We start from the raw sequence: 22,445 nt of genomic DNA, 5'->3' as shown, positions 1-22,445 counted from the left end.
GGGCGGCGGCGGGTTGGCCCCAGCGACCAGCGACCAGCGACCAGCGACCAACGACCAGCGACCAGCGACCAGCGACCAGCGACCAGCGACCAGCGACCAGCGACCAGCGACCAGCGACCAGCGACCAGCGAGGGGGTGGCTCTCCGAGCCAACGTGCAAGCGAAAATTCGCCCCGCCCCAAAATGTTGCGTCAGCTCCTCGTTGCTCCCCCCTCCCTCACGCCGCCGCGGCAAACGGCAGCCGATAGCTGATCGCCTCGGCCAGATGCGGCGCGCGCACCCGTTCGCTGCCGTCGAGGTCGGCGATGGTCCGAGCCGTCCGCAGCACCCGGTGATACCCGCGCGCGCTCAACCCCAACCGCTCGGCCGCGCGCAGGATCAGGCTGCGGCCCTCGGCATCGGGGGCCGCGATCTCCTCGAGCACCCCGCCCGAGGCATCCGCGTTCACCCGCAGCGTCGGGTGCGCGGCAAAGCGGTCAGCCTGCACCGCCCGCGCCGCGGCGATCCGGGCGGCGATCCCGGCGCTGGCCTCGCCCGCCGCGGGCTGCTCGAGATCGCCGATCGCCACCGGCGGCACCTCGATCCTCAGGTCGAAGCGGTCCATCAGCGGCCCCGACAGCTTGCCGAGATAATCCGCCCCGCACTGCGGCGCGCGGGCGCAGGCCCGCGCCGCGTCGGCGAGATGCCCGCAGCGGCACGGGTTCGCCGCCGCCACCAGCAGGAAGCGGCAGGGATAGCGCACGTGTGCGTTGGCCCGCGCCACCACAACCTCGCCGGTCTCGAGCGGCTGGCGCAGCGTTTCGAGCACCTGGCGCGGGAACTCGGGCAGTTCGTCCATGAACAGCACGCCATTGTGGGCTAGGCTGACCTCGCCCGGCCGCGCCCCCCGCCCGCCCCCGACCATGGCCGCCATCGAGGCGGTGTGATGCGGGTCGCGATAGGGCGCCGCCCGCGAAATCGCGCCCTCGCTCAGCATCCCCGCGAGCGACTGGATCATCGACGTCTCGAGCGCCTCGGCCGGCGTCAGCTCGGGCATCAGCCCCGGCAGGCGGGCGGCGAGCATCGACTTGCCCGACCCCGGCGGCCCCACCATCAGGAGATGATGCCGCCCGGCCGCAGCGATCTCGATGGCGCGCTTGGCCCGCTCTTGCCCGCGCACGTCGGCCATGTCCGGGCCCTTCGCCGGCGGCCGCACGTCGCCGGCCCGCGCCTGCGCCACCGGCGCGCGGCCTGTCAGGTGGTCGACCACCTGCCGCAGGCCCTGCGGCGCCACGACAGGCACCGCCCCGACCCACGCCGCCTCCGCCCCGCAGGCGGGCGGGCAGATCAGCGTGCGCTGCTCATCCGCCGCCGCCACGGCAGCCGGCAGCGCCCCGGCCACCGGCACCAGCCGCCCGTCGAGCGCCAGTTCGCCGAGCGAGACCACCGTCGCCAACTCGTCGGCCGGCACGAGATCGAGCGCGGCCAGAATGGCGAGCGCGATGGGCAGGTCGAAATGCGAACCCTCCTTCGGCAGATCGGCGGGCGAGAGGTTCACCGTGACCCGCTTCGACGGCATGGCAATGGCCATCGCGGCGAACGCTGCGCGCACCCGCTCACGCGCCTCGCTCACCGCCTTGTCGGGCAGGCCGACGACGGTGAAGGACGGCAGCCCGGGCGACACCGCGGCCTGAACCTCGACCAGCCGCGCCTCAATCCCGTCAAAGGCGACGCTGTAAGCGATTGCGACCATCCGCTGCTCCCTCGGTTCGAAGGGACGTTAGCGGCGAGCGGTTGAGAAAGAGTTAACAGCGACCGCGCGAACGGGAATGCTGTGTGCTGGCGCGTTCCCGACGCATACTTTTAAGGGTGTAGCCAGATACATCGCCGCGAACGTTTCCGTCAGCGACTTACGCCGCCCGTCGGCGTTCGATCGCGTCCCAGATTAGCGCAGCGGCGTTGACCCCATCGAACCGCTCAAGCTCCTGGATGCCGGTCGGCGAGGTCACGTTGATCTCGGTCAGCCATCCGTCGATCACGTCGATCCCGACGAAGATCTGCCCCTTCTCGCGCAGGACCGGCCCGATGCGGACGCAGATCCGGCGCTCACGATCGGTCAGGCCGACCTTCTCGGGCCGGCCGCCCACGTGCATGTTGGACCGGGCCTCGCCCTGCGCCGGCACGCGGTTGATCGCCCCCACGGGTTCGCCGTCCACGAGGATGATGCGCTTGTCGCCCTTGACCACGGCGGGCAGATACTTCTGCACGATCACCGGCTCGCGGTTCATGCCGCCGAACAGCTCGAGCAGCGCCGACAGATTGGCGTCGGCCTGCGGCAGGTGAAAGACGCCCGCGCCGCCATTGCCATAGAGCGGCTTGAGGATGATCTCGCCGTGACGCTGCCGGAAGCCGCGGATGGCCTGCACGTCGCGGGCGATCATGGTCGGCGGGGTGAGGTCGGGGAAATCAAGGACCATCAGTTTCTCGGGCGAATTCCGCACCCAGAACGGGTCGTTGACGACCAGCGTGGCCGGATGGATGCGGTCGAGCAGGTGGGTCGAGGTGACATAGGCCATGTCGAACGGGGGGTCCTGCCGCAGCCAGACGACATCGAAGCCGGACAGGTCGACGGTCTGCCACTCGCCGAAATCAACGTGGTTTCCCGCCTCGCGGCGCAGGGTGACGTCGCGCCCGTGCGCGAGCAGCCGCCCCTCGTCGAAGATCAGCCGATCGGCCGTGTACTGGAACAGGCTGTGGCCGCGGGCCTGAGCCTCGAGCCCCAGTCGAAAGGTCGAATCCCCGTCGATCGAGACCGCCTCGATCGGGTCCATCTGCAGCGCGACCTTGAGGCTCATCCCGGCTCTCCGCTCACCATCAATCGGTGCCGGTTGTCGCGCGCCCGGCGCCGCGATGCAAGGCGCGGTCAGTTCAGGCCGAACGCGTTCTCGATGATCTCGACCCGGCCGGTCGCGTCCACCAGCGCGGCGTCGAAGCGGATATCGGTCAGCGCGCCGCCCGGAAGCTTGTCGGCATAGATGAGTGCCGCCATGCAGATGCGATCCATCTGCCGACGCGACAGCCGGGCGGCGGCCGCGTCATGAGTATCGGCTTTCTTCACCTCGACGAACACCACGGCATCCCCGTCGCGGACGATCAGGTCCACTTCGCCGGCCGGGCTGCGCCAGCACCGCTCGAGAACCTCGGCCCCGCGGTCCAAATAGTGATCGGCCACGCGGGCTTCGGCCGAATGGCCGCTGGCGTGGGCAGCCAGTCCCCGGGCGGCGCGCACCCCGGCGGGGGCGGGTCCGGGGCGGGCCTGGATAGCCCAGGGCATTGCGGTCTGCATCACTCACCCTCCTGCATGGCCAGAGCCATGCGATACACATCCTTGCGCGCCCGGCCCGTCTCGGCCGCCACGGCTGCGGCGGCGTCGCGCACCGTCATCGTCGCCAGCCGCCCGGCGAGCGCGGCCCGCACGCCCTCATCGTCCGCCAGTTCCGCCGGGCGGGGACCCAGCACCACCGCGACCTCGCCCCGAAGCCCCTCGTCGGGGATGCCGGCCGCGACATCGGCGACCGTGCCTTGCCGGACTTCCTCGAACTTCTTCGTCAGCTCCCTGCACACAGAGATAGCGCGATTCGGGTCAAGTTCGCACAACTTTTCCAACATTTCCTTAACGCGCCTCGGGCTCTCGAAGATGACCGCCGTCGTGCCGACCCCGGCCACCTCGGCGAGCCATCGGCGGCGGGCGCCCTGCGCCGACGGGGCGAAGCCCGCGAAGAGGAACCGGTCGGTGGGCTGACCCGCGACGCTCAGGGCCGCGAGCAGCGCCGAGGCGCCGGGCACGGCGTGGACGCGCCCGCCGGCGGCGGTGACCTCGCGCGCCAGGGTGAAGCCGGGGTCGGCCACCAGCGGCGTTCCCGCGTCCGAGGCATAGGCGACCGCCTCGCCGCGGCCGATGGCGGCGAGGATCCCGGGGGTCGAGCGGGCGGCGTTGTGATCGTGGTGGGCCACGATGCGGCGCCCGCGAAGGGGGATGCCGTGGATCGCGAGCAGGTGGCGGAGGGTGCGGGTGTCCTCGGCCGCCAGAAGATCGGCGGCGTTGAGCACGTCGAGCGCGCGCAGGGTGATGTCGCGCGCCGTGCCGATCGGGGTCGCGACGAGGTGCAGCCCCGGCTCGAGCCGTGCCGCCAGCACGCCCGCCGGCACCGGCTGGGCGGCTGCGTGGACGGCGCCGCCGCTGCCGTCGTCGTCTGATCCCGCCATGTGAAACCTCCGCTGCGAATGCCCCGTCCGCGGGGCCGGGGCGCGCCGCCCCGGCGCGCCCCGGGGCCGCGCGCGCACCGGCCGGTGCGCCCCTGACCTGCCGGGTCGGTCAGGTTGCCACGCGGCACGGAACAAGACTACCCTGCCCCGCATCCGGCACCCCAGAAAGAGGGAATCATCCGCATGTCCGCCACTCTTACGGCCCGCCCGGCTGCGCTCTGGCGCCGCCCCCTGCTGCGGGTCGCGGCCCTCGTCTCGGCGGCGGCGCTCGCCGCCTGCGCGCCCACCGAACCCACCGCCACCGGCGCGCAGACCGGCCCGATGATCGATCCCTCCCAGCCGGTCCAGGTGGCGCTGCTCGTGCCCGGCGGCTCGGGCGATCCGAACTACGACTACATGTCCCGCTCGATGGCCAACGCCGCGCGGATGGCGGTGGCCGACGCGCAGGGCGCGCGGATCGACCTGCGGGTCTACGAATCGGGCGACGACGCGGGCCAGGCGGTCGCCATGGCCAACAAGGCCGTGGCCGAGGGCGCCAAGGTCATCGTCGGCCCGCTGCACGGCGAATCGGCCAATGCGGTCGGCAACGCCGTTCGCGGCCGGGTCAACGTGCTGTCCTTCTCGAACAACGCCGACATCGCTGGCGGCAACCTCTTCGTGCTCGGCAACACCTTCGGCAACACCGCCGACCGGCTCGTCTCGTACGGCGTCAAGCAGGGCCTGCGCCGCTTCCTGATCGTGCATGAGAACGACGTCGCCGGTCAGCTCGGCGGCGCCGCGATCGAGGGCGCCATCGCCCGCAACCGCGGCACCATGGTCGGCAAGACCGGCCACGGCCTCAGCCGCGCCGAGATGGACGCCATCGCCCCGACCATCGCCCGCGCGGCGGCCCAGAACCAGGCCCAGGCGCTGTTCCTGACCGGCAACCACGCCGAGGCCCTGCCCGAGATCACCGCGGCGCTGGCCAGCGCCGGCGTGTCCTCGCGCTCGATCCAGCTCATGGGCCTGACCCGCTGGGACGTCCCGGCGAGCCGCGCCGGCCTGCCGCAGCTCCAGAACGGCTGGTTCGCGGTGCCCGACCTCGGCCGAATGGCCGCGTTCAACGCCCGCTACCGCGCCGCCTATGGCGAGAACCCCCACGACTTCGCCACCCTCGCCTATGACGGCGTGTCGGCCATCGCCGCCAACGTCCGTGCAGGGCGCGCGAATGCCGTCACCACCGCGGGCCTGACCCGGGGGGCGGGCTTTGCCGGCATCCAGGGGCCGTTCCGGCTGCGGCCCGACGGGTCGAACCAGCGCCAGCTTTCGGTCGCCACGCTGCAGGGCGGCAAGCTGGTCGTGATCGACCCGGCGCGGTCCAGCTTCGGCGGCTTCGGGCTCTGAACTTGGCCCACCCCGATCCGGGCGCCGCGCCCGGCCGCGACGCGGTGACCGCCATCCAGAGCGCCCCGGCCCTGCCCGGGGCGCACCCGCTCTTCGACCCGGCCACCGCCCAAGTGGCCATCGACGCGGCGCTCGTCGGCGCGACCGACGCCCGCGACATCCGCGCCCGCACCGTGGCCCTGCTGACCACCGCCCGGGCCGAGGCGATGGCCGACATCGTCGCCGGCCTCGCCACCCATCCCCGCAAGGGGCGCGAGACGGTCCGCGCCATCGCCGCACTGACCGACGCCACGGTGCAGGCGATCCACCACGTCGCCACCGTCCACCTGCACCCCAACCTCGCGCCGACCGAGGCCGAGCGCCTCGCCGTCATGGCCGTCGGCGGCTACGGCCGCGGCGAGATGGCGCCGCACTCGGACGTAGACCTGCTGTTCGTCCACCCGTGGAAACCCGCCGGCTGGATCGAGAGCGTCGTCGAGTCGATGCTCTACATGCTCTGGGACCTCAAGCTGAAGGTCGGCCAGGCCACCCGCTCGGTCGACGAATGCCTGCGGCTGGCCGAGGGCGACATGACCATCCGCACCAGCCTGCTCGAGCACCGGCTGATCTGCGGCGACGCGGTGATCGCGCAGGAGCTGCGCGACCGGCTGTGGCCCGAGCTCTTCAGCCGCACCGTCCCCGAGTTCATAGAGGCCAAGCTCGCCGAGCGCAGCGCCCGCCACCAGCGCCAGGGCGGCCAGCGCTACGTGCTCGAGCCGAACGTCAAGGAGGGCAAGGGGGGCTTGCGCGACCTCCAGACCCTCTACTGGATCGGCAAGTACATCCATCAGGTCGACCGGGCCATCGAGCTGGTCGATCTGGGCCTCTTCACCCGCGAGGAGCACACGACCTTCTGGGCGGCCGAGGATTTCCTCTGGGCGGTGCGCTGCCAGTTGCATCTCGCCGCCGGCCGGGCGGCGGACAAGCTGAGCTTCGACATGCAGCTCGAGGTGGCCGAGCGCATGGGCTACCGCGATGCGGGCGGGCGGCGGGGCGTCGAAATCTTCATGCAGGAGTATTTCCGCCACGCCACACGGGTAGGCGAGCTGACCCGCGTGTTCCTGACCGCGCTCGAGCAGCGCCATCTCTACCGCGCGCCCCTGCTCGAGCGGTTCCGCCGCCGCCGCGTCCGGCCGGGCTTCCAGGTCGAGACCGGCCGCCTGACCGTCGCCGATCCCGAGCATTTCTTCGACGACCCGCTGAACATCCTGCGGCTCTTCGAGGAGGCGCTGCGCACCGAGATCCTGCTGCACCCCGACGCCATGCGCCGGGTGGCGCGCAACCTGCGCCGCTTCGACGACAGCGTGCGCACCGACCCCGAGGCGGCGCGCATCTTCCTTGACCTGCTGCTGCGCCACGGCAACCCGGAACGCGCGCTCCGGCGGATGAACGAGCTGGGCGTGCTCGGCGCCTATATCCCCGAGTTCGAGCGCATCGTCGCGATGATGCAGTTCAACGTCTACCACCACTTCACCGTGGACGAGCACCTGATCCAGTGCGTGGCCGAGCTGGCCCGGATCGAGCGCGGCGAGGTGGTCGAGGACCTGCCGATCGTCAGCCGGATCATGGGCGGCCCGATCGACCGGACGGTGATCTATCTCGCCACGCTGCTGCACGACATCGGCAAGGGCCGCCCCGAGGATCACTCGATCATCGGCGCCCAGCTTGCCCGCCGCATCTGCCAGCGGCTGGGGCTGTCGGCCGAGCGGACCGAACTGGTCGAATGGCTGGTGCGCAACCACCTGCTCATGTCCGACGTGGCGCAGAAGCGCGACATCGCCGACCCGCGCACGCTGCGCGACTTTGCCAAGGCGGTGCGCTCGCGCCGACGGCTCGACCTGCTGCTGGTGCTGACGGTCTGCGACATCCGCGGCGTGGGGCCGGGGACGTGGAACAACTGGAAGGCCGAGCTGCTGCGCAAGCTGCACCGGCTGACGGCGGACGCGCTGGAGAACGGGCTCGAGGACGTGAACCGCGAGCAGCGGGTGGACGAGGCGCGGCGCTCGCTCAGGCATCTCTTGACCGCGCAGGGCTGGGCGCCGGCCGACATCCGGGCCGAGACGGGGCGGCATTACGACAGCTACTGGCAGGGCCTGCCGACCGACAGCCAGCAGGTGTTCGCGCGGCTGCTCAAGGGCATCTCGGCCGAAGAGATCCGCATGGACCTCGACCCCGACCTGCGCCGCGACGCAACCCGGGCGGCGTTCGTGATGGCCGACCACCCCGGCCTCTTCTCGCGCCTCGCCGGGGCGCTGGCGCTGGTCGGCGCGAACGTGGTGGACGCGCGCACCTATACCACCCGGGACGGCTATGCGACCGCGGTGTTCTGGGTGCAGGACGCCGAGGGGCGGCCCTATTCCTCGGAGCGGCTGCCGCAGCTGCGCCGGATGATCGAGCGTACGCTGGCGGGCGAGGTCGTCCCGCGCGAAGCCTTCGCCGACCGCGACAAGGTCAAGCGGCGCGAGCGCGCGTTCCGCTTTCCGACCCACGTCACCTTCGACAACGAAGGGTCCGAGATCCACACGATCATCCAGGTCGATACCCGCGACCGGCCGGGGCTGCTCTATGACCTGACCCGGACGCTGGCCGCCAACCACATCCAGATCGTCAGCGCCGTGATCGCCACCTACGGGGCGCAGGTGGTGGACAGCTTCTACGTCAAGGACATGTTCGGGCTGAAGATGCACCAGCAGTCCCGCCGCGACGCGCTGGAACGCAAGCTGCGGCAGGCGATCCGCGAGGGGGCCGAGCGGGCGGCGGGGTAAGGAGGCGGCAGCCACTGTCCCCGGTGACGGCTGCCGATGGGTATTTGCGCCAGAAAGACGCGGGGCGCGCGGCGCTAGGGCTGGCGCCGCCGCGCGCGGCCCCTTGCGGCGGGCGGGTCCGCGGGGCTAGGGCGGCGCGCGAAGGGCAGGACCGGAAGGGACGAGAATGCGCGGCGGCTTGGTGCGGGGCTTTGTCTCGGTCGGATTGTGGACGTTCCTGTCGCGCCTCTCGGGCTTCGTGCGCGACATCCTGATGGCCGCCTGGCTCGGGACCGGGCCGGTGGCCGAGGCGTTCCTCGTCGCGCTGTCGCTGCCCAACATGTTCCGGCGCTTCTTCGCCGAGGGCGCCTTCAACACCGCCTTCGTGCCACTGTTCTCCAAGAAGCTCGAGGGGGGCGACGATCCCCAGCGCTTTGCCCAGGACGCCTTCTCGGGGCTGGCGTTCGTGGTCGCGGTGTTCTCGGCCGTGGCGATGATCGCCATGCCGGGGCTCGTGTGGCTGATGGCGGCGGGGTTCGCGGGGGACCAGCGCTTCGACCTCGCGGTCGAATACGGGCGGATCACATTCCCCTATATCCTGCTGATCTCGCTCGCCTCGATGGTGTCGGGGGTGCTGAACGCCAACGGCCGCTTCACCGCGGCGGCGGCGGCGCCGGTGCTCTTGAACCTGCTCTTCATCGTCGGGATGCTGCTCGGGCGGGCGCTTGGCTGGGATCTCGGGCTGACGCTCGCCTGGGCCACGCCGCTGACCGGGGTGGCGCAGCTCGCGCTGGTCTGGTGGGACGCGAGCCGCACCGGCTGGCGCTTCATCCCGCGCCGGCCGCGGCTGACGCCGGACATGAAGCGGCTCTTGACCATCGCGCTCCCCGCGATCTTCGCCGGCGGCGTGGTGCAGGTGAACCTGCTCGTCGGCCGGCAGGTCGGCTCGTTCTTCGAGGGCGCGATCGGCTGGCTCAGCTACTCGGACCGGCTCTACCAGCTGCCGCTCGGCGTGGTGGGGGCCGCGGTCGCCGTGGTGCTGCTGCCCGAGCTGGCGCGCCGGCTCAGGGCGGGCGACGAGGCGGGCGGGCAGTCGGCCTATTCGCGGGCGACCGAGTTCGGGATGTTCCTCACCCTGCCCGCCGCCTGCGCCATCGCGGTGATCGCCGTGCCGATGGTGGCGACGCTGTTCGAGCGCGGCGCCTTTGACGCAAACGACACCCAGCAGACGGCGCGGGCTCTGATCGTCTACGCCCTCGGGCTGCCCGCCTTCGTCATGCAGAAGATCCTCCAGCCGCTCTATTTCGCGCGCGAGGATACCCGGACGCCCTTCCGCTTCGCGCTGGTGTCCATGGTGGTGAACGCAGCGGTGGCGTTCGGGCTGATGGGCACCGTCGGGTTCCTCGCCGCCGCTCTCGGCACGACGATGGCCGCGTGGTTCATGGTGGCCCAGCTCTGGTGGGGGACGCGCGGGATGGGCACGGCCGCCCGCGCCGACGCGCGGCTCATCCGCAGCCTGCCGCGCATCCTGATCTCGTCGCTGCTGATGGCCGCGGGGCTGTGGGTGCTGCGCCGCTGGCTCGCCGCCGACGGCGAGGGCGACCCGCTGGGCCTCGCCATCCTCGTCTTCGGGGGCGCCGCGCTCTATTTCGCGCTGAGCTTCGCCACCGGCGCGATCCGCCCCGCGGACCTCAAGGCCGCGGTGCGCCGCAAGCGCTGACCGCGCGTCGTTCTTCCTTGCGCAAATATCCTCCGGGGGTCCGGGGGTGGAAAACCCCCGGTCCGGCGGGGTCGCTCAGCGGTGGCGGATGCGTCCCCGCAGCCGCGCCAGCCCGCCCGGGACCAGCACGAAGGACATCATGAACCCGATCACGAACCCCGCCACCTCGGCGATCCAGTTCTTCCCGGCGCCGCCGAACAGCACCCCGAAGATGAGCTGGAACGCGAGCAGGAAGCCGATCAGCGTGAAGGCGCGGAACTGGTTGGCGTGCTCCTCACCCAACCGCGCCCAGAGCAGGAAGGTGAACGCGCCGAGCAGCCCGTAGACCGCCGGATACCCGCCCACTAGCGGATCGAAGCGCATCTGCGGCAGCGCCGCCGCGATTGCGGCATAGACCGCCGCCCCACCGACCGCGGCGCTGGCAAAGACCACCGCCACCGCCCAGGGCCGCATCGCCCGCGCCACCATGTTGCCGAGCGCCAGCAGGAACACGAGCACGAAGAGCGCGTGGGTCATCGAGTAATGCACGAAGGGATAGGTCAGCATCCGCCAAAGCTGCCCGCCGGCGACGCTGTGGCGGTCCCAGGCGCGGATCAGGAACTCGGGCGCGAAGGCCGTCCGCTCGACCATGATCTGCCGCGCCGCCTGTCCCGCGCCGCTGCCGCCCGACAGGAACCCCAGCCGCCCGAGGCCGAAGTAGAGCTCGGACGCGAGGATCGGCAGCGCCAGCAGCCAGATGACCGCGGGCACGGGGTTCACGGGGCTTTCGTCGTATCCGGCTCGCATCTGTCGTCCTCTCGCGTGGCGCAGCACGCGCCCGTCCGGGGGCAGGGAGTTGCGCCCGTTCGGACCAAGGGGTAATCCGGCGCCGATCCTTTTTCCAGCAGGCAGGCCGATGGCGCGCGTTCACTCTCCCCGCATCTTTTCCGGCATCCAGCCGTCCGGGGGGCTGACGCTCGGCAACTACCTCGGCGCGCTCAAGCGCTTCGCCGAAGGCCAGGGCAAGGTCGAGACGGTGTTCTGCCTCGTCGACCTGCACGCGATCACCGTGTGGCAGGACCCCGAGGCGCTGCGCCGCCAGACACGCGAGCTGGCCGCGGGCTTCATCGCCGCGGGCGTCGATCCGGGCCAGTCGATCCTGTTTGCCCAAAGCCACGTCCCGGCCCATGCCGAGCTCGGCTGGATGCTGAGCTGCGTGGCGCGGATGGGTTGGATGAACCGCATGACCCAGTGGAAGGACAAGGCCGGCAAGAACGCCGAGGCGCAGTCGCTGGGCCTTTTCGCCTATCCGGCGCTGATGGCGGCCGACATCCTCGCCTATCAGGCGACCCACGTCCCTGTGGGCGAGGACCAGAAGCAGCACGTCGAGCTGACCCGCGACATCGCCGCCAAGTTCAACCACGACTACGACACCGACTTCTTCCCACTGCCCGAGCCGGTGATCGAGGGCGCCGCGACCCGCGTCATGTCCCTGCGTGACGGCACCAAGAAGATGTCCAAGTCCGACCCCTCGGACGCGAGCCGGATCAACCTGACCGACGACGCCGACACCATCGCCCAGAAGATCCGCAAGGCCCGCACCGACGCCGACCCCCTGCCCGGCAGCATGGAAGGGCTGAAGGACCGCCCCGAGGCCCGCAACCTCGTCAACATCTACGCCGCGCTGTCGGGCGAGGCGCAGGACGCGGTGCTGGCCCGGTTCGAGGGGCAGGGCTTCGGCGCCTTCAAGCCGGCGCTCGCCGATGTGGCGGTGGCGGCGCTCTCGCCCATCACCGCGCGGATGAGCGAGCTGGTGGCCGACCCCGACGCCATCGACCGCATCCTGCAGGACGGCGCCGCCCGCGCCGACGCCATCGCGGCGCCGATCGTGGCCGAGGCGCGCGAGATCATGGGGATGATCCCCGCCCGCCGCTGAGGCGGGCACACGGCGCGCCTGACCGGGTTACGGGCGCGGCGTCACGCCCGCTGCCCGCGCACCGGCCAGGGCCCGACCCCTCGGCTCCATCCCGCCACGGCCCAACCCACCGCCACGCTGCCCAATCCTCGGGCAAACTGCGCGCCGGGCGACCGGGGACGTAACGGCGCCCGCCCCGGCCCCTTCCGACGGCGGCCCCTGCCGCGCAGCCTCGGGCCATGCTCGATGCCCAGGTCCTGACCCCTCTGCCGACCGCCCCCCGTCCCGTGCGCCACCAGCGCAGCCACGGGCGCGCGCGCGTGGCGCTGGAGGGCGGGCGCATCATGGCGCTCGCGCAGGCCGGGTCGGCCAAGGCGATGCTGCACCTGCCGCCCGCGACCGAGGCGCCGCAGGTCGTGTTCCTCAACACCTCGGGCGGGCTGACGGCGGGGGACCGCCTCGCCTTTGCGCTCGACCTCGCCGCCGGCCGCGCCACCGCCACCACCCAGACCGCCGAGCGCGCCTATCGCGCCGAGGGCGGCCGCGCTGCGGTCGAGGTCACGCTCAGCGCCGGCCCCGGCGCAAGCCTCGACTGGCTGCCGCAAGAGACGATCCTCTTCGACGGCGCGGCGCTGGACCGGCACACGCGCGTCGACCTCGCCCCCGACGCGCGCTTCCTCGGGATCGAGACCATCGTCCTCGGCCGCGCGGCGATGGGCGAGACGGTGGCCACCCTCTCGCTCACCGACCGGCGCGAGATCCGCCGCGGCGGCGCGCCGCTGCTGATCGACCCGCTGCGGCTCGACACCGCCGCGCTGGCCCGGGCCGGCCAGCCGGCGCTGCTTGCCGGGGCGCGGGCCTTCGCCACGCTGATCCTCGCCGCGCCGGGGGCCGAGGACGCGCTCGCCCCCGTCCGCGCGGCGCTGACCGAACCCGGCGTCACCGCCGCCGCGACCGGCTGGGATGGACGGCTGATCCTGCGCGCCCACGCCCCCGACGCCTGGCCGCTGCGCCGCCAGCTCGCCCGGATCGTCGCGCTGCTGCGCCCCGAACCCCTGCCCCGCTGCTGGCAATTCACCCCCGAGAGGGCCGCATGAACCTGAACCCCCGCGAAAAGGACAAGCTGCTCGTCGCCATGGCGGCGATGGTGGCGCGCAACCGCCTTGCCCGCGGCGTCCGGCTGAACCACCCCGAGGCCATCGCGCTGATCGCCGATTTCGTCGTCGAGGGCGCCCGCGACGGCCGCAGCGTGGCCGAGCTGATGGAGGCCGGCGCCCAGGTCGTCCGCGCCGAAGACTGCATGGAGGGCATCCCCGCGATGATCGAGACCGTGCAGGTCGAGGCCACATTCCCCGACGGCACCAAGCTCGTCACCGTCCACCACCCGATCCGCTAGGAGCCGCCGATGCGCCTGCCCCCCCTCGCCGTCCTCTCGCTCGCCGCGCTGACCCTGCCCGGCGCCGCGCTCGCCCATACCGGCCACCCGCTCGGCGGGCTGGCCGCAGGCGTGGCGCATCCGATTGGCGGCGCGGACCACGTGCTCGCCATGGTCGCGCTGGGTGCGCTGGCGGCGCAGACCGGCGGGCGGGCGGTCTGGGCGCTGCCCGCGGGGTTCGTCGCGGCGATGCTGGCCGGCGGGGCGGCGGGGGCGGCCGGGCTGCCGTTCCCGGCGGTCGAGCCGGTGATCCTCGCCTCGGTCATCGTGCTGGCCGCGCTGGTCGCCCTTGCCGTGCGGCTGCCGCGCACCGCCCTCATCGCCATGAGCGCGGTGTCCGGCGCCGCCCACGGCTGGGCGCATGGGGCCGAGGGGCCCGCGACCGGCCTTGCCGCCTATGCCGCCGGGTTCGCGGCGGCGACGGCGGCGCTGCACCTTGCGGGCATCCTCGCCGCGCGGCTGCTGCCGCGGCTCTCGACCCGGATCGTGGGCGGGGCGACCGCGCTCGCCGGCGTCGCGCTGGCGGTGGCCTGAGATGATCCCCGGCGAGATCCTCCCCGCGCCCGGCACGCTGACGCTGAACGCCGACCGCCCGGCGCTGACGCTGATGGTCGCCAACACCGGCGACCGCCCGGTGCAGGTCGGCAGCCACTACCACTTCGCCGAGACGAACCCCGGCCTCGACTTCGACCGGGCCGCGGCTCGGGGGATGCGCCTCGACATTCCCGCCGGCACCGCCATCCGGTTCGAGCCGGGGCAGCGCCGCGAGGTGCAGCTCGTCCCGTTCGGCGGTGCGCGGCAGGTCTGGGGCTTCAACGGCCAGATCATGGGGGCGCTCTAGATGCCGGTCGAGATCGCCCGCCGCGACTATGCCGCGATGTTCGGCCCGACCACAGGCGACCGGGTGCGGCTGGGCGACACCGCGCTGGTGATCGAGGTCGAGCGCGACCTGACCCTCTACGGCGAAGAGGTGAAGTTCGGCGGCGGCAAGGTCATCCGCGACGGCATGGGCCAGTCGCAGGCGACGCGCGCCGAGGGCGCGGTCGACACGGTCATCACCAACGCGCTGATCCTCGACTGGACCGGCGTCACCAAGGCCGACATCGGCCTGCGGGACGGCCGCATCGCCGCCATCGGCAAGGCCGGCAACCCCGACACCCAGCCGGGCGTCACCATCGTCATCGGCCCCGGCACCGAGGTCATCGCCGCCGAGGGGCGGATCGTCACCGCCGGCGGCATCGACTGCCACATCCATTTCATCTGCCCCCAGCAGGTCGACGAGGCGCTGGCCTCGGGCGTGACCACGCTGATCGGCGGCGGCACGGGGCCCGCGCACGGCACGCTCGCCACCACCTGCACGCCGGGGCCGTGGCACATCCGCCGGATGCTCGAGGCCGCCGACAGCCTGCCAGTGAACATCGGCCTCGCCGGCAAGGGCAACGCCAGCCGCCCCGCGGCGCTGGACGAGATGGTCCGCGCCGGGGTCTGCGCGCTCAAGCTGCACGAGGACTGGGGCACCACCCCCGCCGCCATCGACTGCTGCCTCGGGGTGGCCGAGCATCACGACGTGCAGGTGATGATCCACACCGACACGCTGAACGAAAGCGGCTTCGTCGAGAACACCCTCGCCGCCATCGCCGGGCGCACCATCCACGCCTATCACACCGAGGGCGCGGGCGGCGGCCATGCCCCCGACATCATCCGCGTGGTGGGCTCGCAGAACGTCATCCCCTCCTCGACCAACCCGACCCGGCCCTACACCGTCAACACCATCGAGGAACACCTCGACATGCTGATGGTCTGCCACCACCTCGACCGCCGCATCCCCGAGGACGTGGCCTTCGCCGAAAGCCGCATCCGGCGCGAGACGATCGCGGCCGAGGACATCCTGCACGACCTCGGCGCCTTCTCGATCATCTCGTCGGACAGCCAGGCGATGGGCCGGGTGGGCGAGGTCGTGACCCGGACCTGGCAGACGGCGCACAAGATGCGCGTCCAGCGCGGCCGGCTGGACGGCGAGACGGGCGAGAACGACAACCTGCGCGCCCGCCGCTACGTGGCGAAATACACCATCAACCCGGCGGTGGCGCACGGGATCAGCGCCCACGCGGGCAGCGTCGAGCCGGGCAAGCGCGCCGATCTGGTGATCTGGCACCCCGCCTTCTTCGGCGCCAAGCCCGAGATGGTGCTGGTCGGCGGCCAGATCGCCGCGGCGCAGATGGGCGACGCCAACGCCTCGATCCCGACCCCGCAGCCGATGGCCATGCGGCCGATGTTCGGGGCGCTCGGCCGGGCCCGCCACGCCGCCGCGGTCAGCTTTGTCAGCCGCGCGGGGCTTGAGGCCGGGGCCTGCGACGGGCTGGGCAAGGCCGCGGTCGCGGTCGAGGGCACCCGCGGCATCGGCAAGCGCGACATGCGCCTGAACGACGCGACGCCGGTGATCGAGGTGGACCCCGAGACCTACGAGGTCCGCGCCGACGGCGTCCTGCTGACCTGCGAGCCGGCGGCCGAACTGCCGCTCGCGCAACGCTATTTCCTGTTCTGACCGAGAAGGAGAGACCCATGCTCATGGCCGATGGAGACACGCTCGGCACCGCCTGCGCCACCACCGCCGAGACCGCCGGCCGGCGCGTCGTCGGGCGGGTCGTCATGGACTACGAGGCCCGCTGCCTGCGCCGCCGCCGCCTGATGACCGAGGGCGGGGCGGCCTTCATGGTCGATCTGCCCCGCACCGTCAGCCTCGACGCGGGCGCGGCCTTCGTGCTCGAGGACGGCTCGGCCGTCGAGGTTGTGCCGGCGCGCGAGCCGGTGCTGCGGGTCGAGGGCGACCTGACGCGGCTCGCCTGGCACATCGGCAACCGCCACTGCCCGTGCGAGATCCACGCCGACCACCTGGTGATCCGCGCCGACCCGGTGCTGGAACAGATGCTGGCGCAGCTTGGCGCGCGGGTGACGCGCAGCCTCGCCCCCTTCCGCCCCGAGGGGGGCGCCTACGGGCATGGCCGGACCTTTGGCCACAGCCACTGAGGGCGCCGCGGCCGACGCCTTCGCCCACGACCCGACTGCGGCCCGGCTGGTCGCGGTGCAGCTTCTCTCGCCGGCCTTCCCCACCGGGGGCTTCGCCTATGCGCAGGGGCTCGAATGGGCGATGGACGCGGGGATCGTCACCGACGCCGCGACGCTCGGGGACTGGATCGGGGCGGTGCTGGCGCATGGGGCGCTCTGGTCCGACGCGGTGCTGATGGCGCTGGCGCTGCGGCCGGGCGCCGACCCCGCGCGGCTCGGCGCGCTGGCCCGCGCGCTCTGCCTCTCGCCCGAGCGGCTGACCGAGACGCTGGAACAGGGCGCGGCCTTTGCCCGCACCGCCGCCGCGCTGGGGCTGGGCGCCCCCACCCCCGCCGCCCTGCCCGTCGCCGTGGGGCGGGCGCTGGCGCCGCTGGGCCTGCCCGCGCCCGAGGTGCTGACGCTCTACCTGCACGGCCAGACGCTGAACCTGACGCTGGCGGCGGTGCGGTTCCTGCCGCTCGGGCAGACCGAGGGGCAGCGCCTGCTCGCCGCGCTCGGCCCCGCGATCCGCGCCACCGCGGCCCGCGCGGCGGTGGCCGACGAGGCCGCGCTCGGCACCTGCGCGCTCGGCGCCGAGATCGCCCAGATGCGCCACGAAACCATGCCCACGAGGATCTTCCGCTCATGACCGAGTTCTTCGACGCCCATCATCCGCCCGCCCACGGTCCCCTGCGCGTCGGCATCGGCGGCCCGGTCGGCGCGGGCAAGACGACGCTCACCATCGAGCTCGCCCGCGCCCTCGCCCCGCGGCTGTCGATGGCGGTGATCACCAACGACATCTACACCCGCGAAGACGCCGAGGCGCTGATGCGCGCCCAGGTGCTGCCGTCCGAGCGCATCCGCGGGGTCGAGACGGGCGGCTGCCCGCACACCGCGATCCGCGAGGACGCCTCGATCAACCTCGCCGCCGTCGCGGACCTCTCGGCGGCCTTCCCGGACCTCGAGCTGGTGCTGATCGAGTCGGGCGGCGACAACCTCGCCGCGACCTTCTCGCCGGAGCTGGCGGACCTGACGATCTATGTGATCGACACGGCGGCCGGGCAGGACATCCCGCGCAAGAAGGGCCCGGGGCTGGCGCGCTCGGACCTGCTGGTGGTCAACAAGACCGACCTCGCGCCCCATGTGGGGGTCGATGCAGGGCTGCTGGAAACCGACGCCCGCGCCGCACGCGGCACAAGGCCGGTGGTGATGGCGGCGCTGCGGCACGGCACAGGGGTCGATCAGGTGGTGCGCTACATCGTCGAGGCGGGGGGTCTCGCCCCGCGCTGACCCCGGCGCGGCGTCGGGCCGCGCAGGTCGGCGCACGGTGTGGCACCTCTGGGGGCTGGCTACGATAACGGGCCGGAAGGTGCGGAACGGCGCGCCTCGGGCGCCTCGGGTCGCGGGCAACCGCTACGGCCCGACGCACGCCCGGACGCGGCCATGCCCGGCCTAGAACAGCGCCAGCTGATCCCCCGCCCGCGGCGGCGGGCCGAAGCGCGCGGCGTCGAGCGGCGGGCTGTCGGTGTTATACCCCAGCCGCTTGCGGGCAAGGCGGAAGCGCTGGTGGAGCAGCTCCGCCTCGACCCCCTCGCCGCGCATCCGGCTGCCGAAGCGCGGGTCGTTGTCGCGCCCGCCGCGCATCGCCTGGATCCGGGACATCACATGGGCCGCCTTGCCGGGGTGGTGCCGGTCCAGCCAGTCGCGGAACAGCGGCGCCACCTCGAGCGGCAGGCGGATCGGGATCATGCTCGCCGTCGCCGCCCCCGCCTCGCGCGCCGCGGCCAGCAGCGCCTCGATCTCGTGGTCGGTGAGGCCCGGGATCATCGGCGCGCACATCACCCGCACGCGCACCCCCGCCCCGGCCAGCGCCCGGATCATCCCGAGCCGGGTGGCCGGCGCCGGCGCCCGCGGCTCCATCTGCCGGGCGAGCTTTGCGTCGAGCGTCGTCAGCGAGACGCCGACGAACACCTGCCCCCGTTCCGCCATCGCCCCGATCAGGTCGAGGTCGCGCAGGATCGTCCGGCCGCGGGTCACGATGCTGACCGGATGGTTCCACGCCGCCAGCACCTCGAGGCAGCCGCGCATGATCCCCAGCCGCGCCTCGACCGGCTGATAAGGGTCGGTGTTGGTGCCGAAGGCGAGCGGGGCGACCGCATAGCCGGGCCGGGCGATCTCCTCGGCGAGGCGCACCGGCGCCTCGGGCTTGGCGGTGATCCTTGTCTCGAAATCCAGACCCGGCGAGAGGCCGAGATAGGCGTGGGTCGGGCGCGCGAAGCAGTAGATGCAGCCGTGCTCGCAGCCCCGATAGGGGTTGACCGAGCGGTCGAAGGGCACGTCGGGCGACTGGTTGCGGGTGATGATCCGGCGCGGCCGCTCGGTCGTGATCTCGGTCCTGAGCAGCCGCTCGTCGGGCGGGCTGTCCCAGCCGTCGTCCTCGGGCACGGACTGATAGGGCTCGAACCGCGCCGCCGGGCGGTGGGCGGCGCCGCGGGCTTTCAGCGTCTCGTCGGGGTTGCGGGGCGGCAGCATCCCCCGAGATTAGAACATTGCGCGAACATCGGCAATCCCGCCGGTCCCTCGCCCCGCCTGAGGCGCGCAAGCCCGCCGCGGCTGCCACCAATCGGCGGGAAACCCCGCGGGCGCCTTTTCAATCCCCGCCCGGTTCCCCATATTCACAGGGAATCGGAGGTCCGAATGCCCCTGCCCCACTTCCTCGCCCTCGTCGCGGCCGTCACCGTGGCCGCCGCGCTGTCGGTCGTTGCCGCGCTCATGGTGGGGGTGCCGCTCACGGTGCTGGCGCTCGGCGCGGCGCTGGCGGCGCTGGTCGCGCATCTGGCGGTGCGGCTCGGGCATGGCTTCGACGGCGGCCCGCCGCATTCGCCGCAGGCCTGAGGCGTCAGCGGCGCCTCAGCACTCCAGCTCGGCGTCCCAGTACAGGTAATCCATCCAGCTCACGTGCAGGTGGTTCGGCGGGAAGCGCCGGCCGGCGGCGTGCATCTCTTCCGACGAGGGCCGGCGCGGCGCCCGCCGCAGCTTGAGGCCCGACGACCGCAGGCTCTTGTTTGCCTTCTTCAGGTTGCAGGGCGAGCAGGCGGCGACCACGTTCTCCCAACTCGTCAGCCCGCCCTTCGAGCGCGGCACGACGTGGTCGAAGGTCAGGTCGCCGCGCGAGCCGCAGTACTGGCAGCAGAACTCGTCCCGCAGAAAAAGATTGAAGCGCGTGAAGGCCACGCGCTTCCTGGGTTTCACATAGTCCTTGAGCACCACGACCGAGGGGATGCGTATCGCCTCGCGCTGGCTTCGCACGACCTCGTCATACTCGGCGAGGATCGCCACGCGGTCGAGGAACACCGCCTTGATCGTCTCTTGCCAGGGCCAGAGCGACAGCGGGTAGTAGCTGAGCGGACGGTGATCGGCGTTGAGCACCAGCGCCGGGTTGCGCCTGAGTGCGGCCGGGTCGCGCACGAACTGGGTGCGGAAATCCGTATCCAACCGTCGATCGTCCAGCATCCGCGCGCGCCCCTTTCCGACCGCCTGCCCCTTGGACTTCTGACGCCGACTATATCCTGCGTCAGACGGCTGGCAAGCCTCTGCATATGGCCGTGTTGACGCAGCAATGCCGCGCCCACGCGACAGGCGCATGACGGTGGCGCGACAGGCCCGTGACAGGTAACTGCCGCCCCTGCCGCATCTTTCTGGTGGAGATACGCTCGGTTTAGGCGAACCGCGCCGTGGCCGGCGCGCGAGGGGTCAGCGCGGCGGGGCCTCGCCCAGCACGCGGGTGATGAACCCGAGCGCCGCGCCCAAGCCGTCGGGCGAGATGCCGTGCCCGGTGCCCGGCATGGTGTGGGTGGCGACGTCGAATCCGGCGCCCTTCAGCGCCCGCTCGGCCAGCCCGAGGTCGGCATAGGGCACCATCGGGTCCTGGTCGCCGTGGATCAGCATGATCGGCGGGCGGACCCTGACCTCGCCCAGCATCTCGGGCGCGAGCAGCCGGCCCGAGAACCCGACGATCCCCGCCACCGGCGTCGCGCGCCGCGGCAGGACGTGCAGGGCCATCATCGTCCCCTGCGAGAACCCGACGACCACCATGCGCTCGGGTCCCAGCCCCTCGGCCGCCAGCACCGTGTCGAGGAAGGCGTCGATGTCGGCCACCGACTTCGCCATCGAGGCCTTCGCGTCGGCCTCACTCGACCCGTCGAGCCACGGGATCGGAAACCACTGGTAGCCCATCGGATTGTTGACGCAGCGCTCGGGCGCGTCGGGGGCGTAGAAGGCGGTGCGCGGCAGATAGCGGCCCAGCGGCTCGGCCAGCCCCAGCAGGTCCGCCCCGTCGGCGCCATAGCCGTGCAGGAACACCACGACCGACGAGGGTTTCTCCGGGCCCCGGCGTCCCGATTGCAGCGTGCGCGTCATGTCGTCCCCTCGCGTCCCTTGGCGAGCCGGTAATAGGCCCAGAGCCCCCGCGCCGCAACCGACCGCCACGGCCGCCACGGCTCGGCCAGCGCGGCGAGCGCGCGGCCCCGCGGGCGCTCGGGCAGGCCGTAGAGCAGCCGCGCGGCCTCTTGCAGGGCGAGGTCGTCGGGGGCGAAGGCGTCGGCCCGGCCGAGCGCGAACATCAGGTAGATCTCGGCCGTCCAGCGCCCGATGCCGGGCAGCGCCACCAGCGTCTCGATTACCGCCTCGTCGGGGGCACGGGCCAGCGCCGCATAGTCGATCCCCGCGGCGGCGATCCCGCGCAGGTAGCGGATCTTCTGCGCCGAGAGCCCGCAGGCCCGCAGCGCGTCGTCGCCCGCCGCGAGGATCGGCGCCGGCGCGTCCAGCCCCGCCGCCGCGAGCCGCCCCGAGATCGCCCGCGCCGAGGCCACCGACAGCTGCTGCGAGACGACCGCATCGAGCAGCGCCGGGAACCCGTCCGCGCGGCGCCGCAAGGGCAGCGGCCCGAGGTCGGGCAGCACACGCGCCCAGACCGGGCAGACCGCCGCCAGATGCGCCGCCCCCTCGGCCAGGTCGGCTTCGGCGGCGATCAGCCTCACCGGCGGTCCTGCTCGATGGTATTGGCCCAGGCGCGGGCGGATTCCTTGAGCCGGGTCTCGAAGGCGGTCGAGATATGGGTGCGCAGCGCCGCCTCGGCGGCCTCGGCGTCGCCCGCGGCGATGGCATCGACGATGGTCTGGTGCTCGGCCAGCGATTTCTCGCCCCGGCCCTCGGCGGCCAGCGAGGTGCGCGCCATCAGCGCCATGGTGCGGTGCACGATGTCGAGCTGCTGGACGAGATAGCGGTTGTGCGAGGCGAGGTGGATCTGGTGGTGGAAGCGCCGGTTGGCGCGGCTCAGCGCCTGCGGGTCGTCGATGATCCGGCGGTCCTCGATCACCATCTGGCCCAGCACCCGCGCCTCTTCCCGCGTCGCGTGGCGGGCGGCGAGGCGCGCGGCCAGCGCCTCGAGCTCGGTGCGCACGGTGTAGAGTTCGGCCAGCTGGTTGTGGTCCAGCGTCGCCACGATCAGGCTGCGCCCGTCGCGGGTCAGCATCGACTGGGTTTCGAGCCGCTGCAGCGCCTCGCGCACCGGCGTGCGGCTGACGCCGAAGCGCTCGGCCAGCTCGGATTCGACCAGCCGGTCGCCGGGGCGATAGGTGCCGTTGTCGATCGCCGACAGGATCAGGGAATAGGCGTCCTTCATGGGCGGGCAGGTTCGGCGGGACGGGGCCGAAAAGCAAGGCGGCAGACGATGGCCGTCCTTTCCGGCCGCGCTTGCGCCCGGCCAGCCCCTCGATGTCATCCGCCACCACGGCGCGCAGGGGTTCATGGATGCGGACGTGATGACCGTGCCCGCGGCGCCCGGCCTCATCCTGCTCGAGCGCCGGTCGTCCTGACCGCCGCCCGCGTCCCGTGCCTTGCCGGCGCGGCGGGGCTGCGTTAGCCGGCCGTCCAGGACGCG

At 72.6% G+C, this 22,445-nt stretch carries 24 protein-coding genes; 14 read left to right on the top strand and 10 right to left on the bottom strand.

All coding sequences use genetic code 11. The annotated features are described in order from the left end of the window. Positions 1-216: 216 nt before the first annotated feature. The 4 genes from ACFHYO_RS15375 to rsmI all read right to left on the bottom strand — a co-directional run bounded on the left by ACFHYO_RS15375 (position 217) and on the right by rsmI (position 4,244). On the bottom strand, positions 217-1,731 hold the full coding sequence (locus tag ACFHYO_RS15375) for a YifB family Mg chelatase-like AAA ATPase (RefSeq protein ID WP_394321546.1): 1,515 nt from the start codon (positions 1,729-1,731) through the stop codon (positions 217-219). A gap of 157 nt (positions 1,732-1,888) precedes the next feature. Further along, the gene (gene gshB / locus ACFHYO_RS15370; protein WP_394321544.1) at positions 1,889-2,833 is read right to left on the bottom strand and encodes a glutathione synthase; all 945 of its coding nucleotides are present in this window, start codon (positions 2,831-2,833) and stop codon (positions 1,889-1,891) included. 68 nt (positions 2,834-2,901) lie between these two features. Continuing rightward, complete coding sequence (locus ACFHYO_RS15365) at positions 2,902-3,324, bottom strand: YraN family protein (RefSeq protein WP_394321542.1); 423 nt, start codon at positions 3,322-3,324, stop codon at positions 2,902-2,904. Next, positions 3,324-4,244: a 16S rRNA (cytidine(1402)-2'-O)-methyltransferase gene (gene rsmI, locus ACFHYO_RS15360; RefSeq protein WP_394321540.1), complete on the bottom strand. Its 921-nt coding sequence runs from the start codon at positions 4,242-4,244 to the stop codon at positions 3,324-3,326. Before rsmI ends, ACFHYO_RS15365 begins: the two co-directional genes overlap by 1 nt. Positions 4,245-4,427: 183 nt before the next feature. Between rsmI and ACFHYO_RS15355 the strand changes: the two genes are divergently transcribed. The 3 genes from ACFHYO_RS15355 to murJ all read left to right on the top strand — a co-directional run bounded on the left by ACFHYO_RS15355 (position 4,428) and on the right by murJ (position 10,130). After that, complete coding sequence (locus tag ACFHYO_RS15355; protein ID WP_394321538.1) at positions 4,428-5,627, top strand: penicillin-binding protein activator; 1,200 nt, start codon at positions 4,428-4,430, stop codon at positions 5,625-5,627. Positions 5,628-5,698: 71 nt separating this feature from the next. Next, positions 5,699-8,431 (top strand): [protein-PII] uridylyltransferase, encoded by a 2,733-nt coding sequence (locus ACFHYO_RS15350; protein ID WP_394321573.1) that lies wholly within the window; start codon positions 5,699-5,701, stop codon positions 8,429-8,431. A gap of 166 nt (positions 8,432-8,597) precedes the next feature. Then, positions 8,598-10,130, top strand: coding sequence for a murein biosynthesis integral membrane protein MurJ (gene murJ / locus ACFHYO_RS15345; RefSeq protein WP_394321536.1), 1,533 nt, complete (start codon positions 8,598-8,600; stop codon positions 10,128-10,130). A 75-nt stretch (positions 10,131-10,205) separates the two neighbouring features. On the opposite strand, the gene ACFHYO_RS15340 is transcribed toward murJ, so the two are convergent. Beyond that, complete coding sequence (locus ACFHYO_RS15340) at positions 10,206-10,916, bottom strand: rhomboid family intramembrane serine protease (RefSeq protein ID WP_394321534.1); 711 nt, start codon at positions 10,914-10,916, stop codon at positions 10,206-10,208. A 109-nt stretch (positions 10,917-11,025) separates the two neighbouring features. Between ACFHYO_RS15340 and trpS the strand changes: the two genes are divergently transcribed. From trpS to ureG, 9 genes are all read left to right on the top strand, one after another. After that, positions 11,026-12,045, top strand: a complete 1,020-nt coding sequence (gene trpS, locus ACFHYO_RS15335; protein ID WP_394321533.1) for a tryptophan--tRNA ligase — start codon at positions 11,026-11,028, stop codon at positions 12,043-12,045. A 218-nt stretch (positions 12,046-12,263) separates the two neighbouring features. Next, the gene (locus ACFHYO_RS15330) at positions 12,264-13,121 is read left to right on the top strand and encodes an urease accessory protein UreD (RefSeq protein WP_394321531.1); all 858 of its coding nucleotides are present in this window, start codon (positions 12,264-12,266) and stop codon (positions 13,119-13,121) included. Then, complete coding sequence (locus ACFHYO_RS15325) at positions 13,118-13,420, top strand: urease subunit gamma (protein ID WP_394321529.1); 303 nt, start codon at positions 13,118-13,120, stop codon at positions 13,418-13,420. The genes ACFHYO_RS15330 and ACFHYO_RS15325 overlap by 4 nt, the downstream gene beginning before the upstream one ends. Before the next feature lie 9 nt (positions 13,421-13,429). Then, positions 13,430-13,993, top strand: coding sequence for a HupE/UreJ family protein (locus ACFHYO_RS15320; RefSeq protein ID WP_394321528.1), 564 nt, complete (start codon positions 13,430-13,432; stop codon positions 13,991-13,993). Position 13,994: 1 nt separating this feature from the next. Beyond that, complete coding sequence (locus ACFHYO_RS15315) at positions 13,995-14,300, top strand: urease subunit beta (protein WP_036700105.1); 306 nt, start codon at positions 13,995-13,997, stop codon at positions 14,298-14,300. After that, positions 14,301-16,004, top strand: a complete 1,704-nt coding sequence (gene ureC, locus ACFHYO_RS15310) for an urease subunit alpha (protein ID WP_394321526.1) — start codon at positions 14,301-14,303, stop codon at positions 16,002-16,004. Between the two features lie 17 nt (positions 16,005-16,021). Continuing rightward, positions 16,022-16,486: an urease accessory protein UreE gene (locus ACFHYO_RS15305; protein ID WP_394321524.1), complete on the top strand. Its 465-nt coding sequence runs from the start codon at positions 16,022-16,024 to the stop codon at positions 16,484-16,486. Further along, entirely contained in the window at positions 16,470-17,153 is a 684-nt protein-coding gene (locus ACFHYO_RS15300; RefSeq protein ID WP_394321522.1) for an urease accessory protein UreF, read from the top strand. The genes ACFHYO_RS15305 and ACFHYO_RS15300 overlap by 17 nt, the downstream gene beginning before the upstream one ends. Continuing rightward, the gene (gene ureG, locus ACFHYO_RS15295; protein WP_394321521.1) at positions 17,150-17,794 is read left to right on the top strand and encodes an urease accessory protein UreG; all 645 of its coding nucleotides are present in this window, start codon (positions 17,150-17,152) and stop codon (positions 17,792-17,794) included. Before ACFHYO_RS15300 ends, ureG begins: the two co-directional genes overlap by 4 nt. 162 nt (positions 17,795-17,956) lie before the next feature. On the opposite strand, the gene ACFHYO_RS15290 is transcribed toward ureG, so the two are convergent. Then, a complete protein-coding gene (locus ACFHYO_RS15290) occupies positions 17,957-19,036 on the bottom strand; it encodes a PA0069 family radical SAM protein (RefSeq protein ID WP_394321519.1) in 1,080 nt (359 codons plus the stop codon). 165 nt (positions 19,037-19,201) lie between these two features. Between ACFHYO_RS15290 and ACFHYO_RS15285 the strand changes: the two genes are divergently transcribed. Then, on the top strand, positions 19,202-19,399 hold the full coding sequence (locus ACFHYO_RS15285) for a hypothetical protein (protein WP_036700115.1): 198 nt from the start codon (positions 19,202-19,204) through the stop codon (positions 19,397-19,399). Positions 19,400-19,414: 15 nt separating this feature from the next. On the opposite strand, the gene ACFHYO_RS15280 is transcribed toward ACFHYO_RS15285, so the two are convergent. The 4 genes from ACFHYO_RS15280 to ACFHYO_RS15265 form a co-directional block, all read right to left on the bottom strand. Then, entirely contained in the window at positions 19,415-19,999 is a 585-nt protein-coding gene (locus tag ACFHYO_RS15280) for an HNH endonuclease (RefSeq protein ID WP_036700180.1), read from the bottom strand. A 258-nt stretch (positions 20,000-20,257) separates the two neighbouring features. Beyond that, positions 20,258-20,923, bottom strand: coding sequence for an alpha/beta hydrolase (locus ACFHYO_RS15275; RefSeq protein WP_394321517.1), 666 nt, complete (start codon positions 20,921-20,923; stop codon positions 20,258-20,260). Then, the gene (locus ACFHYO_RS15270) at positions 20,920-21,543 is read right to left on the bottom strand and encodes a DNA-3-methyladenine glycosylase family protein (RefSeq protein WP_394321516.1); all 624 of its coding nucleotides are present in this window, start codon (positions 21,541-21,543) and stop codon (positions 20,920-20,922) included. The genes ACFHYO_RS15275 and ACFHYO_RS15270 overlap by 4 nt, the downstream gene beginning before the upstream one ends. Next, positions 21,540-22,187 (bottom strand): GntR family transcriptional regulator, encoded by a 648-nt coding sequence (locus tag ACFHYO_RS15265; RefSeq protein ID WP_036700121.1) that lies wholly within the window; start codon positions 22,185-22,187, stop codon positions 21,540-21,542. The genes ACFHYO_RS15270 and ACFHYO_RS15265 overlap by 4 nt, the downstream gene beginning before the upstream one ends. Here ACFHYO_RS15265 and ACFHYO_RS15260 point away from each other — a divergent pair. Next, the gene (locus ACFHYO_RS15260; protein WP_394321514.1) at positions 22,186-22,380 is read left to right on the top strand and encodes a hypothetical protein; all 195 of its coding nucleotides are present in this window, start codon (positions 22,186-22,188) and stop codon (positions 22,378-22,380) included. The two genes, ACFHYO_RS15265 and ACFHYO_RS15260, sit on opposite strands and share 2 nt — an antisense overlap. Positions 22,381-22,445: the final 65 nt, after the last annotated feature.

It is taken from the genome of Paracoccus panacisoli (assembly GCF_042435015.1).
GTDB classification, from domain to species: Bacteria; Pseudomonadota; Alphaproteobacteria; order Rhodobacterales; family Rhodobacteraceae; genus Paracoccus; species Paracoccus panacisoli.
This window is presented reverse-complemented; position numbering and strand designations above follow the sequence as displayed.